A 14,477-nucleotide genomic window follows, 5' to 3' on the forward strand; every position below is an offset into this window, starting at 1 on the left:
GCCAGCAGCCCGGCGGTTTCGGCTTCGGCTTCGGATTCCCCGGCGCCGGCGGGCCCGGCGGTTCCGGCGGCGGCGCCGGAGGACAGCAGCCGCCCGGTGGATTCGGCGGGGATCTTGGCGCGATCCTCAATCAGTTCGGCCAGATGCTCGGCTCCATGGGCACGGCGATGAACCAGTCCACGGACGACCCGGTCAATTACCAGCTCGCCGAGAACATCGCGCTCGGCCAGCTAGCGAAGGACACGCACGCCACGGAGAAGCAGAGCTCCGCCGTCACCGAGTCGCTGCGTCTCGCCGAACTGTGGCTCGATGACACCACCGAATTCCCCACCGCAACGCATCTGCAGGAGGCGTGGACGCCACGCACCTGGGTCCAGAAGTCGATGGATTCGTGGAAGGAGATCGCGGGTCCCATGGCCGAGCAGGTCGGCGACGCGTCGAAGGAGGCGATGCCCGAGGAGGCCAAGCAGATGGCCGGACCGCTGTTCGGGATGCTCGAAAAGGCCGGGCAGGTCGGCTTCGGGATGCAGCTGGGCCAGGGCCTGGCCGCACTCGCTCCGGAGGTGCTGTTCGCTTCCGAGATCGGTCTCCCCTTCGCTCCCGAGGGCACGGCCGCGCTACTACCGAAGGCGGTCTCGGACTTCGCCGAGGAACTCGAGCTGCCGGCCCAGGAGGTCATGGTTTTCTGCGCCGCGCGCGAGGCCGCGCATGTGCGGCTGTACGCGGCCGCGCCGTGGCTGCGTTCGCGCATGGTCGCGACGATCGAGGAATATTCGCGCGGCATTCGCATCGACACCTCGTCGATGGACGACCTCGCGGGGAAGATGAATTCGGGCGGATTCGATCCGTCGATCCTGTCCGATCCGCAGAAGATGCAGGAGATGCTCGGCGGCGGCGACATCGGTCCGAAAATATCGAACGTCAACGAGCAGGCTGCGAAGCGGCTCGAGACGCTCCTCGCCCTCGTCGAGGGCTGGGTCGACGTTGTCGTCTCCGCCGCGATCACCGATCGGCTCCCGAGCACATCGGCGCTCCGCGAAACCTGGATCCGTCGCCGCGCGACGGGCGGCGCGGCCGAGAAGACGTTCGCGGACATGGTCGGGCTCGAGCTACGCCCCCGCATGGCGCGCGAGGCCGCGACGATGTGGCAGCGCATCACCGATTCGGTGGGCACCGCGGACCGCGACCGCTTGTGGTCGCACCCGGATCTGCTCCCCGGTGCCGAGGACATCTCCAACCCCGCGGCTGTCATCGACCGGATCCTCGCCGCGGACGAGGAGGCCTCGAAGGTCGCCGGCGCCTCCGATTCGGCAGATTCGGCGGCACCGGTGTCAGGACCGGTCGATCCGTTCGAGGAGATCGAGAACTACCTGCGCGAACACGCCGGCGAGGAGCCCGGCGATACGGGCACGGACACCGATTCGGGTGACGGCGCCGGACCCGATTCCCCAGACCAGCGCTAGCCGGCCCGGCGGACCTCCAGGCGACTACCGGTCGTCGGGTTCGCTCCAGTCCTCGGGTTCCGCGTCCGACATGTCGGGCGCGGAACCGGCGGCGTCATCCGCGAAAAGCGACCAAGCCTGCAGGAACCCGTGGGCCCGTTCAACGTGCGGGAAGGCGCCGACGCGGCGCCAGAATTCGGCCGTATGGCCGTGCGTACGCAGGTGCGCGAGCTCATGAACGAGTATGTAATCCAGCACGTACCCGGGCGCGCGCTGTAGCGAGCTGCTCACGCGAATCGTCCCCGTCGCGGGCGTGCACGACGCCCACCGCGTGCGCATCGGCGCTACCCACGTGATGGATCGTAGGTCGTCGATCACCGGCTTCCCGCGCGGAGTGTCCATCCATTTCTCCGCAAGCTCCCGCGCCCTGCGCCGGAGGTAGGCGTCCGATACGCGCGTGTTCGAGCGGCCATGTTTGCGGGCAAGGCTGGCGAGCATCTTGGTCACGTGCCGCCGCTCCTCGGCGCGCGAGAGTCCCGCCGGAACCCGCACGACTACACGGTCGCCCTCGACCCGCGCGGACACCGTGCGCTTACGCCGCGCCGACCTCACGATGTCGACCGAAGGGTCGTCGGGGTCGGTGGGAAACGCGCCGGGTTCGGAGTGCATTCGCCCAATGTAGCGCGGCGCGCGGCCGCGAAAGTAGCGCCCCCATGGGGAGACTCGCCCGTGGAAGTGTTTCACCTATGACGCCGGTCACGCTCATCCCACAGGCCCATCCCGCTCTCCCCGCGCGCACCATTGCCCTGTGCCGAGGCGAGGAGGAGCTCCAGTTCGGGCTGAGCGACGATGTCGCGGTCACCGTTCCGCTCCCCCGCGGCGTGCGTGCAAGGGACTTGCTCGCGGTTCTCCATCGCCTCGACGGCGAAACCCCGCTGCCGCACGCGCTGGCCTCCACGTCTCTGGACTCGGCGCACGAAAACGTCATCGCGGAGCTCGTGGAATCGCTCGTGGCCGAGGGCGTCCTTGAGCGCGGCAGGGCTGTGCCGGATCCGTGGGATGCCGCGACTACGCGGGGTACTGGCCGGCGGCAGGAACCGAGCGGCGCCGTGGTCCACATGGTCGGGCGCGGAGACATGGCTCGGCGCGTCGAGGCCCCGCTCGGCCAGGCCGGGTTCCGCTGCCAATGGTCCGAGAGGCTCGGGCTCCGTCTCGACCTCGAGCGTCCACCATGGCAGCGTCTCGGCCCCGCGGACATCGTCGTACTGGCCGATGATCTCGTCCCGGATCCCCTCGTCCTCGACGCGCTCGCCCGGAGTGGCACTCCTCACATTTATCTCGCCTGTCGCGATGGCAGGGTCGTCGTCGGTCCGACGGTGATGCCGGGACGCTCCGCGTGCCTACGTTGTGCGGACCTGTACCGAACAGACCGCAACCCGCAGTGGCCGTCAATGTCGGCGCAACTGCTGTTTACCAGCGGCTGGGCACCGATTCCCTCGCGTGTGTCGGCGGTCGCCCTCGTGTTGGCGGAGCTCAATACCTTGCGCCGCAGCGGCACGGAGTCGATGCTCACGCTAGGACATTCGGTCGAGATTTCGGTTGAGCAAGGGCTGTGGCGGCGCCGTAAGTGGCAGCCCCACTCACGCTGTGAGTGCGGCGCCGCGCAGGCCGACTTTGGCATAGTAGTGGCGTGAATGAAGTACGCCGCAGTTCGAGGTCTCGGGCCGCCAAGCTGGCAAGTTTGCCTCTTGGCGTCGCGGGGAACGCGGCACGCTCCATCGGGCGGCGTGCCGTCGGCCGGAGCGATGGCGAGCTGAGCCAAGAGCTTTTGGATTCAGCTGCCGACCAGGCTTTCGCGGTGCTCGGCGAGCTCAAGGGCGGGGCGATGAAGGTCGGCCAGGCACTCAGCGTATTCGAGGCGTCGATGCCCGAGCGCTACGCCAAACCCTTCCGCGAATCTTTGTCGAAGTTGCAGGCCGAAGCGCCCCCGCTGCCGCCGGAGACCGTTGCACATGTGCTTGATCAGCAGCTGGGAACCGCCTGGCGGAAGCGTTTCACCGATCTGGACCTCAATGCGGTCAAGGCCGCCTCGATCGGCCAGGTCCACCGCGGGGTGTGGTCCGACGGTCGCGAAGTCGCGGTCAAGATCCAGTATCCGGGCGCGGACGATGCCCTGTTGTCGGATCTGCGCCAGATTCGTCGGGTCGCCCCGCTTATGCGCCCTCTGTCGCCGGGAACGGATATCAAGGCCGTCGTCGACGAGTTGAGCGAATCCGCCGCTGCGGAGCTCGACTACCGTTCCGAGGCCGACAACCAGCGTCGTTTTCATCGCGCCTTCGCCGATCATCCGCGGATCAGCGCCCCCGCGGTGTTGGCCAGCGCGCCGAAGGTTGTCGTTTCCGAATGGGCCGAGGGCGAGCCGTTGACCAAGATCATCGCCGAGGGGACGCCGGAGCAGCGCACGCGTGCGGCCGAGCTTCTCACCGAGTTCCAATTCGCGTCCCCATCGCTTGCAGGCGCGCTTCACGGAGACCCTCACCCGGGGAATTTCCTCATCACAGAGGACGACACGATGGTCGCCCTCGACTTCGGCGCGATCATCGATCTTCCCTACGGTTTTCCCGGTGCCCTCGAACAGATGATGGGACTCGCGCTCGCCGACCGCGGCGAGGATCTGCTCGAGCTCATGCGATCGGAGGGCTACCTCGCCAAGCGCGCCGACCTTTCGGCCGACTCGGCGATGGCGTTCCTCCGGCCGTTCATCGAGCCGCTGCACAGCGACGAATTCTCGTTTACCCGCGAATGGATGCAGAATATCGCCGCGGTCTACGGAGATGTCACGGGCGAGCAGTTCCGCGTCGAGCGTTCGTTCTCGCTTCCCCGCAAGTACGCGATGATCCACCGCGTCCTCGGCGGTTCTGTCGGCATCCTGTGCCAGCTGGAATCGACGGTGTCGTATCGCGCAACGGTCAAGCACTGGATGCCGCACATCTTCGACATCGCCGACGAGGCCTGACCCACGTCCCGGCGCGGGACGGGTTCTATTCTGCGAGAAGAGCCAATATCGCCGGGCCGAAGGCGTCCAGCTTGTGCGATCCGATTCCCTTGATCCTGCCCAGTTCGCGGGTGTTTGCAGGCCGAGCCACGGCGATGGCTGCGAGCGTGTCGTTGGAAAAAACTGTGTAGACGGGTTTGTCTCCAGCGACGTCGCGGCGCCACGAACGCAAGCGGTCGAACATTTCGTAGTCCGAATCGGTGGCACAGTCCGAACAGAAGTTGAAGCCCTTGCGGTCCGGCGGGACATCGGATCCGCAGTTTTTACACCCGTCGGTGCGCTTGCCCGAATTGCCGCGCGGGATGAGGGCCTCCGCACGCAGTTCGTCCGGCATTACCTCATCGAGCAGGCCACTCGGCTGCCGCGTCGCGCGACCGCCGGGGTTCCGTGCCTTGGCCCAAGAAACATAGAGATGTTCGCGGGCGCGGGTGACGCCGACGTAGAGCAGGCGACGCTCCTCCTCGACGGCTTCGGGCCCCTTCTTGATCGCGTGACTGATCGGGATGTTGCCCTCGTGTGCGCCGATGAGAAACACCGCATCCCATTCCAGCCCCTTGGCTGCGTGGATAGTCGCAAGAGTGACACCGTCGGTCTGGGGCGCGTGACGGGCGCTCGCGCGCTCGCGCAGTGCAGCGACGACACCGGGGAGGGTCCGGCCAGCGCCGCTTTCAGGGTCGACCGGTTGTGTGGCGAGTTCTTCGGCGAGGCCCGCGAGAGCGTCGAGGGCACGCCACTTATCGCGCGCCTTCTCCCCGGAGGGCTCGGCCTCGGTCAGACCCACGGGATGAAGTGCGGCGCGCATCCGTGCGGAGATCTCCTGGGGAATGGTGTCGGCAGCGGCCACGTCGGGGTTGCCGGCAAGGCGGACGAATACCGTCATCGCCTGTTTGATCTCCGGCCTGTCGAAGAACCCCTCCCCTCCCTTGACCAGATATGAGATGCCCTGGGAGTCGAGCGCCGACTCGATGCGTTCGGACTGGGAATTGACGCGGTAGAGCACCGCGATCTCGGACGCCGCGACGCCGGAGGCGATGAGTTCGGCGATTTCCGAGGCGACGCCTGCAGCCTCCTGGTCCTCGTCCGGGTACTCGGCAAGCTGCGGGAGCGGGCCCGGCGCGCGCATACCGCGGAGGGTGAGACCGGCTGCCTGGAAACGTTTCGATCCGCCTTTGATGATGCCGTTGGCGAAGTCGACGATCTGTGGCGTCGAGCGATAGTCAGATTCAAGCTTGACCTGCACCGCATTGTCGTGTTGCGCACCGAATTTCAACAGATAATTCGGTTCGGCGCCCGCGAATGTGTAGATGGTCTGATTGACGTCGCCGACCACGGTGAGATCGTTGCGCGGGCCGAGCCAGGCGCGAAGTAGCCGTTCCTGGCTCGGGGTGATGTCCTGGAACTCGTCGACCACGAAGCAGCGATACCGGTCGCGGAATTCGCGGGCAATATCGGGCACCTCTTCGAGTGCGGTGGCCATGTACCCGAGGAGATCGTCGAAATCCAGAAGTCGCACCTCGCCTGCGACCTTGAGCTCCTCGTACGTCCGGTAAATCTCGGCCACCTGTTCCCGCCGCACGGGGGTATCGCGTTCCAGCGTTGCCGCTCGCTCGACATAGGCATCGGGGGCCACGAGGGAAGACTTGGCCCAGTCGATCTCGGAAATGAGATCGCGAAGCATGTCTGTCCCGGCGTCGAGGCCGGCACGGCGCGCGGACTGCGCGACGGCGCGGAACTTGTTGTCGAGCAGCTCCCATCGGGAGTCGCCGTACGCCCGCGGCCAGAAGAAGCGGAGGTTACGCAGAGCCGCGGCGTGGAAGGTGCGCGCCTGGACCGTCCCCGTTCCCGCCTGCAGGGTGCCGAGTGAGGTCAATCGGCTGCGCAGCTCGCCTGCCGCGCGGGAGGTGAACGTGACGGCGAGGACCTGATCTGCACGGACATGCCCCTGCTCGACGAGGTACGCGATGCGTCGCGTGATGGTGCGGGTCTTGCCCGTGCCGGCACCGGCGAGAATGCAGACGGGACCGCGGGGCGCTAGGACGGCCTCTCGCTGCTGCGGGTCGAGCCCGTCGAGAATGTTCGACAGACCCCCGGTTGGCTTTACTTGCGCTGCCATCTGAGCCCGGCCCCGCCTTTCCACGGCACGTGCGCCGTCAACAATAGGTGCTTTTAGCTGTTCTGTTTTCGACTGCCCACCCTATGATGGCAGCCTCCCCCGACAAACTGGGTGCGCTAGCTCGCACGCGGTGGCGCGCCGCAGCGGATGTGTTGCGCCGCGTTGCAGCGGCGATTTGGGGGCGTGGGTAGATTTGTGGACATGACTGTTGATTCGACCGCTATCCCCGGCGCCCCGCGCGATTTCACGATGTTCACCACGAGTTGGTGCCCGTTCTGCCAGCGGCTGAAGAAGCTACTCGACGAGTCGGAGACCCCATACACGGAGATCGACGTCGAGGAGGATTCGGATGCTGCGGCATTTGTCGAATCCGTGAACGACGGCAACCGGGTCGTTCCGACATTGCTGTTCTCCGACGGTTCAACCGAAACCAATCCCGGCGCATCGAAGGTGCGCGCGAAGCTCGACGAACTCGCTGCTGCCGCCGAATAGCTGCCGCCTAGCTGGGTCGGTCCGCTACTCCTCGTTCGAGTTCCTCGTTGACTGCGACCACCCAGGAGTCGATCATGACCCGAGCGATGGAGACGCCGGTGGGGAGCACCATGTTCGGGTCATCGCCGCGAAGCAGCCGTTCGACTTCGCGCACGTCGAGCCACACCGATTCGCTGATCTCGCCGTCGTGGTGGTTGATGATTTGGTCGGGATTCGCGAGCGCATGGAATCCCACCATGAGTGAGCGCGGGAACGGCCACGGCTGGCTTCCGAGGTAGCGGGGCTCGGACACCTCCAGGCCGACCTCCTCGAAGATCTCCCTCTTGACGCAGTTCTCCAGGGATTCGCCGGCCTCGACGAATCCGGCGAGCACCGAGTAGAAGTTTTTGGTCCACTGCGAGTTTCGGGACAGCAGAATCTTGCGGTGCCCGTCGTGGACGAGGCAGATCACCGCGGGATCCGTGCGCGGGAATTCTTCGACCTTGTTGCTCGGGTCGAATCCCGCCCAGCCCGATTGTGTGCGCGTGATGTGCGCTTCCGGTTGCTTACCGAAGTTGTTGAGGCGGTGCCACGCGAGCAGCGCCACCGCCTCGGCCGCGAGCGCGGCGTCGTGAGGAAGCAGGGATTCCCCGCTCGAGCGCAGGTCCGACGCTCCTGTGCCGCCCAGCGAATCCGATTGCATCGCCCAGATGTGACGCCCGTTCGGCGCGATTCCAAGGAACACCGCGAGGTGCGGGGGCCGCTCGGAGACATCGAAGGCCGGGTCGAAGGTCAGGCGCAGATGCTTTCCAGCTTGATCGCCATCGGCGGTGTTCTCGACAACCTCTGTGCGGAAACGGCCCCGCTCGTCGACGCGCATGACGAGCGCGGTCGGCCACTCCTTCTCCAGCTCCTCGGTGTTTCCACGCAGGTGCGCGGCGCGGTTCACCGACACAGCGGAGAACAGCGGCTGCTCGATGAGCGAGAATTCGTGCGGCATTGATGACGTCCCTTACGTGCGATATCGGAAGGAATCCTGGGCGCCGAAAAGGGGCTAGTCGTTTCCGACCATCCGGATGTACAGCAGCCGATCCCCCGACTCGAGAGCATCTGCGTCCGGTTCGTTGACCTTGATCAGCGTACCCTTGCGCACGACGCCGAGGACCATCTCCTTGAGGTGGCGGGGCGAGCCGCCGACTTCGTTCTCCTCCACTCTGCGCTCGGCGATCGAGAACCCCTCGTCCGGGGTGAGGAGGTCCTCCATCATCCCCACCACGGTCGGGGTGACGGTCGCCAGCCCGAGGAGACGGCCGGCCGTCTCCGCGGACACGACCACCGAGTCCGCGCCCGATTGTTTGAGCAGATGTGTGTTCTCGGATTCTCGTACCGTGGCGACGATTTTCGCGTTCGGCGCCAGCTCCCGGGCCGACAGGGTGACCAGCACCGACGAGTCGTCCGAGCTGAGGGCGACGACGACAGCACGTGCACGTGTGACGCCGGCGAGTTTGAGCACGTCCGATTTGGTGGCAGAGCCGGAAACGGTCACGAGGCCGCGCGCCGCGGCGGCCTTGAGCGCCTGCGGGTCGTTGTCGACGACGACGATCTCGGAGGCCGAGATGTCGTCGGCGAGCAGTGCGGCGACGGCGGAGCGTCCCTTGGTTCCGTAACCGACGACGACGGTGTGGTTCCGCAAGGTGGTCCTCCAACGTTGGATCTTGAGGGCTTGCCTGGATTGTTCGGTAAGCACCGCGAGGGTCGTCCCGACGAGGATGATGAGGAAGATCAGTCGCAGCGGGGTGAGGACGATGATGTTGACCAGCCGGGCACCTTCGGTCACCGGCGTGATGTCGCCGTATCCCACGGTCGACAGGGACACAGTCGTGTAATAGATGCAGTCAATGAGCGACATTCCGGGCTCGCCGTTGCCGTCCTGGTATCCGTCGCGGTCCAGGTAGACAACGACAACTGCGATGACGATCACCAGGAACGCGAACCACAGCCGCTTTGCGATGATGCGCCACGGGCTTGCCACGTGGTCCGGGATCGAAACGATCCCGACGAGCGCGTGGTCGGGGCTTTCGTCTAGCGGGTCATCGACGCGAAAGCGGTTACGCAGGCGCGACCTTCCCACTTTCGACCCCCTTTGCAACGGCTCAACACTGGACTAGCTAACCATAGACACGCCAGCGTCGTTGCGTGCGGCATTATCGGCCGACTCCGCCGGTTTTCTCGCCGCGGGCCGCATCGTCCGCCGCGCCGATTTCGTCGTCTTCGTCCCCGAGCGCTCGTTGTACATGTTCGGCGTCGATGGTTTTCGCAAACCTGCGTTCGAACGCCGCGGCGAGTTCAGCTTCATCCGGCAGGGTCTCTGGATACACGTCCTCCCCGCTACCGATGTAGTGGAATGCTCCGCGGATGCGTTCGAGCGGCACCGGGGTCCCGGTTTCCTCCTCGAGGATCCGCGCCCACGCGATGCGGTAGATCGCCAGTTGGATCGCGACGTCCTGGCGGTGTTTGCGGGCGCTTGCCGAATCCGGCGACTTCCCGCCGGGCATCGCGCCGGTCTTCCAATCGACGACAATCCAATCCTCGCCGTCCCGGAACACCGCATCCATCTTCCCGACCTTGATCTGCCCACCGATCGACACGGCAAACGGCACCTCTACCGCCGCTGCGGTCTTCTGCGCCCAGTGCGAGGAGAGGAACTGTTCCCGCAGCGCCTGCTGATCGGCTTCCTCCCAGTCGTCGCCGCTGCCCGGGAGTTCGTCGTCGGCAATCAGGAACTGTGTGGCCGCGGTGAAATACTCCTCGACCCACGCGTGGAACGTGGTCCCTCGCCGCGCGAATTGATTCGGTTTCTGCGGCATCGGCCGCATCACGTTCACCGCGAAACTCGCCGGATCACGTTCCAGCGCGACGTGCTGTGTCGCGGTCAGCCGCGACGGAATCTCCACATCTATGACGTCGGACGCCGCGTGCCGGGCCTGCCGGATGTGGATCAGCGCCTCGCTCAGCCAAGCGGCGGTGAGCGGGTCGGAGAATTCCTCGCCCGCAGCCGCGACCACCTCCGCGATGCTGGATTCGGAGAACGCGCCGAGATCGACCGGCAGGGACGACGCAACCTCGCGCGCGGCACCCGCCACGGCTGCGTGCGAGGACGGATCTTCGCCAGGGCCGCCGGCGTCGTGTTCCGGCCACACAGCCCTGGCGTTCGAGTTCTCCAGCGGGTTTTCGTCGCCGGGGTCGTTGACCCATTCATCGACGGTCGCGACGTGCGGGGCGTCGAGCACGGTGTCCCGAAGTTCCTGGAGGAAGAGCGACGGACCGAGCGGTTTCTGCACCCCCTCGCTCCAGTGGTGCGCGGAGACGAGAAGCTCGCTCTTACTGCGCGTCAATGCCACATAGAACAGTCGGCGGTCCTCCTCGCCGACCGTCGACTTGAGTTCGTTGATGTGCGCGGTGAGTAGCTCATCGAGTTCCTTGTAGTTCGTCGCCTCAGCGATGTCCACGACCGGAACCCCGCCGGGGTTCGCGTCTGTTCGCCGGTCCCCGCGTAGGTGGGAGGGAATCTCCCAGCTGTTTCGTACCCAGTTGGACGGGGCCTTGTCCTTGGGGAAACGTCCCTTGACCACGTGGGGAACGGCGACGATGTCCCATTCGAGCCCCTTCGCCGAGTGGACGGTGAGGATCTGCACGCGCCCGTCCTGTGGAACGATTTCCTGCGCGAGCCCTCGCTCCACGCCGCGCGCCACGTCGAGGTAGTCGAGGAACGCCTGGACCGAGGCATCGGGGTTGCTCGCGAAGTCGGCGGCACGACGCGCGAGCGTGTCGAGCTGTTGCCGCCCCTCTCCCTTGCCGAGCTTTGCGCGGACACGCACCTCGACGTCGAGCCCCAAGGCGTTCTCGGCGACGCTGAGCACGTGCGCCGGCCCCTGATCGAGCCTGTCGCGGACAGCCGCGACGACGGCGTCGAAATCGGCGAGTGCCGCGCGCCCCTCGGCGGTAAACGGTCCGCGGGCGCCCGGATTGTGAGCCGCATCCGCGAGTCCTGCGTTGTCGATGTTTTCCAGCTCGGCGAGGGAAGCGAAATCGGCGCGCAACTTGTCGATTCCCTGTGCTTCGTCCTCTCCGGACCGCTCCGGTCGGTGGGAGATTTCCTGTGCCCGGCGGTGCAGCGCAGCCAGGTCCGCGGCTCCAAGACGGAACCGGTCCCCTGCCAGCAGCCGCATCGATGCCTCGTCGTCACCAGGATTCACTGCGACGCGCATGAGCGCGAGGACGTCCGAGATCTCGGGTACGTCGAGGAGCCCACCCGAGGACAGGACCTCGACCTCGAGTCCCTCCGCACGAAGCGCGCGCGCCAGCGGTTCGGCGTCGGCATTTCTCCGCACGAGTACCGCCGCCGACGGGGGCTTGCCGTGATCGGATTCGTACCGCCGGTACTTGCCGGCCATCCGCGACGCTACCCATCCGCGCTCGTCGTCGACCGTGGCGAATACGCCGAGGCGAACATCGCCCCGCTCGGAGTCTTTCTTGGGCTCGAGCACCGGCACCGTGGCGCCACTGTCCTTATTCTTGTTGCGCAGCTGTGCGGTGACGCTGTTGGCGAGCGTGAGTACTTCCGGCGGGTTGCGCCACGAAGTCGACAGGTTCCGCTGATAGGCCTGTCCCTTAGCTCGCGGGAAATCGGTGAGAAAGCTGTCGAGGTTGGACGCGGAGGCACCACGCCAGCCGTAGATCGACTGCATGGGATCGCCGACCGCCGTCACCGCGAGGGGCTGTCTCTCGCCGCCGCCGAAGAGGCTTGCGAGCATGACCCGCTGCGCCTGTCCCGTGTCCTGATATTCGTCGAGCAGGACGACGGAGGTGAGGCGGCGTTCGGCGTCGACGACCTCGGGAAAGCGTGAGGATAGCTGCGCGGCGTAGGACATGCGCATGCCGAAGGTGAGTTTTCCTTCGCTACGTAGGCGCTCGTGTACCGCGTCGACGACGTCGAGAAGCGCGAGACGGTCCTCCTGTGCGGCCGCCGCGGTTTGTAGGTCCTTTTTCGCTGCTTTCGTTTCGAGCGATTCGACGGCCTGGGACAACAGGTCCTCATCCCCGCGCACATCGTCGGTGGTGATGAGGTGCCCGGAAATCTGTTCCGCCAGCGCGATGACGCGCTCGACGACGGTCCCCACCGACCACGGGAACGGGCGGTCCCATTCCGAGACGATCGAGTGCACGAGAATGTAGAGGTCTGTCTCGTTGATTACCGTCGCGTCGGGCTCGACGGGTATGAGGAGTCCGTGGCTCGAGAGCACGTCGCCCGCGTAGGAGTCGTAGGTCGAGATCCGGGGCTGCTCGGTGCGGATGGCTTCGGCGATGTCGCTGACCTCGTCGCCGCGCGAGACGAAATCGTGGCTGCGCGCGAATTCGTCGAGCCGCATCTGTACGCGGCGGGACAGCTGCTGGGCCGCCTTTCGCGTGAACGTGAGACCGAGGATCTGGCCGGGCCTGGCCCTCCTCGTGGCGACCAGGTACACCACGCGCGCCGCCATCGTCTCGGTCTTGCCCGCACCCGCCCCCGCCACGACCAGCGTCGGCTCCATCGGCCCGGCTATGACGTCCGCCTGCGCGTCCGTCGGTTCATTACCGCCGATGGCGCGGGCGATATCACCCGGGGTGAGCTGTTCGAGCGGCTTTCTAGCGGTGTCGCTCAACGTCCGACCTGCCTTCCGGTGTTCTGGGTCGGGCACATGCTCGCGGCGGAGCACGACTCACACGCCTTGCTCGTGATCGCCGGATAGTCGGGCCCGATCGACAGAGCGCCCGCAGCCGTCGCCCTTCGGATCAACTCCAGGTGCGTCTGCGTCCCCATCGCCGGCTGCACGCGCTCATTCGCGCCCGTCTTGAGAGCGGCCTTCTGGTTCACATAAACGAGAACACCTCCGGCAACCTTGTCGGCCGGATCGTCCGCCGCCGCTTCGTCGGTGGCCGTGGCGCGGGGTGCGACCATGTCGCCGATGGCGCCGAGTCGCGCGGCCAGCTGGTAGAAGGCGAGCTGCGGGTTCACGATCGCCTCGGCGACTGTGGCCGCCTTCCCACCTGATTTGAAATCGACCGCCCGGAGGTAGCCCGATTCGTCCCTGTCGAGCCGGTCGATGCGCCCGCTTACCGACACACTGGCGGCGGAAACGGCCTCCTCGTCGACGTCGACGGTGGGGCCTCCCGGGTATAGCTCCATTCGGAAGGAAATCTCTTCGCCGACCGAGGTGTATCCACCCTGGTTCGCGACCCATCCGCGGATGAGTTTCTCAGATGCGAGGATGTCCTCGATCTCGGTGTCGAGGACCCACCCTGCAGCGGGCGACATGGCGGGCCAGAATTCCCGCACCGTGCTCTCGATCTGCCCTTCTCCCACGCCGGATTGGACGGCCTGGGCGATGGCGTGCACGACGTTCCCCTTGAGCAGGGGCATCTCGGTGCCCGAGGACATCTGCCGACCGATAAACCACCGCAGCGGGCAGGTCTCGAGTTCCTCGAACGCGCTGGGCGAGATCCTTGCTCGCGGCCCCTTATCCTTTTCGGGTACCGGAGAGCCATTCGAGGACACGGGCGCGCTGCGGTACCAGCGTCGCGCGGAAGCCGCACCGAACCCTGATCTCCGAAGTGTCGCCAGGATTCGCGCGGCGGCTTCGGATTCCGCGGCGCCGGGAGCGGTCTGGAGCTGGGTGCGCAAGTCCGCCACCAGCGCACCGGGGGTGAACATGCGGTGGCCTTCGGTGAGCGTCTCCCCCGCGGCGTCGCCCGCCGCCCACCTCGGAACGCCGGCGCGCGCCAGCTCGTCGATGAACTGCGAGGCGGCGAGATCTTCGCCGTTGTCGACGGCGGTGAACAGGATGTTCTCCCGTGCCCGCGACGCGGCGAGTACCACGAGCTTGCGTTCGTCGGCAGCGGACGCCGCCATCCCTGCGGCCTCGCGCTGGGCGTCGTCCAGGTCCTTCATATGCGGTCGGTCGAGAAGATCGACGAGGAGCTCCAGCTCGAACAGTCCGAACCGTCGCCTGGGCGACGGCCACACTCCTTCCTGGGCGCCGGCGACGACGACTACGTCGAACTCCGCGGCGACGGCGTTGTGGGCGCTGAGGAGATTCACGGCCTTCCGGCTCGGCCGGCGCCCCGCACGTCGCGGCGCCGGCAGTTCCTGCTCGCGCATCATCTCCACGAACTGGCGCAGCGAGCCGCGCGGCATCTGCTCGACGAAGTCCGCGGCATGATCGAACAGACCCATGACAGCGTCGGCGGAGCGGTCTGCGGCACGCCCGGCCACTCCCCCTCCGGCGGTGACTGCGCGCAGCGAATATGCCTTGTTGCTCGAGTGCCACAGATTCCACAGCACCATCTCCACCGAATC

Annotated in this window: 10 protein-coding genes; 4 read left to right on the forward strand and 6 right to left on the reverse strand. The window is 66.4% G+C overall.

Annotated elements, in window-relative coordinates:
* The coding region (locus K8V11_RS10515; RefSeq protein WP_303913762.1) for a zinc-dependent metalloprotease at window positions 1-1,463 on the forward strand (1,463 nt) is incomplete at its 5' end.
* Between the two features lie 24 nt (window positions 1,464-1,487).
* Here the strand turns inward: K8V11_RS10515 and K8V11_RS10520 are convergent.
* On the reverse strand, window positions 1,488-2,111 hold the full coding sequence (locus K8V11_RS10520) for a M48 family metallopeptidase (RefSeq protein ID WP_303913765.1): 624 nt from the start codon (window positions 2,109-2,111) through the stop codon (window positions 1,488-1,490).
* Window positions 2,112-2,188: 77 nt separating this feature from the next.
* Here K8V11_RS10520 and K8V11_RS10525 point away from each other — a divergent pair, with 77 nt between their 5' ends.
* Window positions 2,189-3,136 (forward strand): hypothetical protein, encoded by a 948-nt coding sequence (locus K8V11_RS10525; protein WP_303913768.1) that lies wholly within the window; start codon window positions 2,189-2,191, stop codon window positions 3,134-3,136.
* A 47-nt stretch (window positions 3,137-3,183) separates the two neighbouring features.
* Window positions 3,184-4,458, forward strand: coding sequence for an AarF/ABC1/UbiB kinase family protein (locus K8V11_RS10530; RefSeq protein WP_303913771.1), 1,275 nt, complete (start codon window positions 3,184-3,186; stop codon window positions 4,456-4,458).
* A 25-nt stretch (window positions 4,459-4,483) separates the two neighbouring features.
* Here the strand turns inward: K8V11_RS10530 and K8V11_RS10535 are convergent, their stop codons facing one another.
* Window positions 4,484-6,610: an ATP-dependent DNA helicase UvrD2 gene (locus K8V11_RS10535; RefSeq protein WP_303913773.1), complete on the reverse strand. Its 2,127-nt coding sequence runs from the start codon at window positions 6,608-6,610 to the stop codon at window positions 4,484-4,486.
* 201 nt (window positions 6,611-6,811) lie between these two features.
* On the opposite strand from K8V11_RS10535, the gene K8V11_RS10540 reads away from it, so the two are divergent.
* Window positions 6,812-7,102, forward strand: a complete 291-nt coding sequence (locus K8V11_RS10540; protein ID WP_303913777.1) for a mycoredoxin — start codon at window positions 6,812-6,814, stop codon at window positions 7,100-7,102.
* 7 nt (window positions 7,103-7,109) lie between these two features.
* Here K8V11_RS10540 and nudC read toward each other — a convergent pair whose 3' ends face one another.
* The 4 genes from nudC to K8V11_RS10560 form a co-directional block, all read right to left on the reverse strand.
* Complete coding sequence (gene nudC / locus K8V11_RS10545; RefSeq protein WP_303913780.1) at window positions 7,110-8,081, reverse strand: NAD(+) diphosphatase; 972 nt, start codon at window positions 8,079-8,081, stop codon at window positions 7,110-7,112.
* A 54-nt stretch (window positions 8,082-8,135) separates the two neighbouring features.
* A complete protein-coding gene (locus tag K8V11_RS10550) occupies window positions 8,136-9,212 on the reverse strand; it encodes a TrkA family potassium uptake protein (RefSeq protein ID WP_303913785.1) in 1,077 nt (358 codons plus the stop codon).
* A gap of 73 nt (window positions 9,213-9,285) precedes the next feature.
* The gene (locus tag K8V11_RS10555; RefSeq protein ID WP_303913788.1) at window positions 9,286-12,783 is read right to left on the reverse strand and encodes an ATP-dependent DNA helicase; all 3,498 of its coding nucleotides are present in this window, start codon (window positions 12,781-12,783) and stop codon (window positions 9,286-9,288) included.
* Window positions 12,780-14,477, reverse strand: a 1,698-nt coding sequence (locus tag K8V11_RS10560; RefSeq protein WP_303913791.1) for a UrvD/REP family ATP-dependent DNA helicase, incomplete at its 5' end; no start/stop codon positions are given. The genes K8V11_RS10555 and K8V11_RS10560, both read right to left, overlap by 4 nt.

It is taken from the genome of Dietzia timorensis, assembly GCF_020742175.1.
Classification (GTDB): Bacteria; Actinomycetota; Actinomycetes; order Mycobacteriales; family Mycobacteriaceae; genus Dietzia; species Dietzia timorensis_A.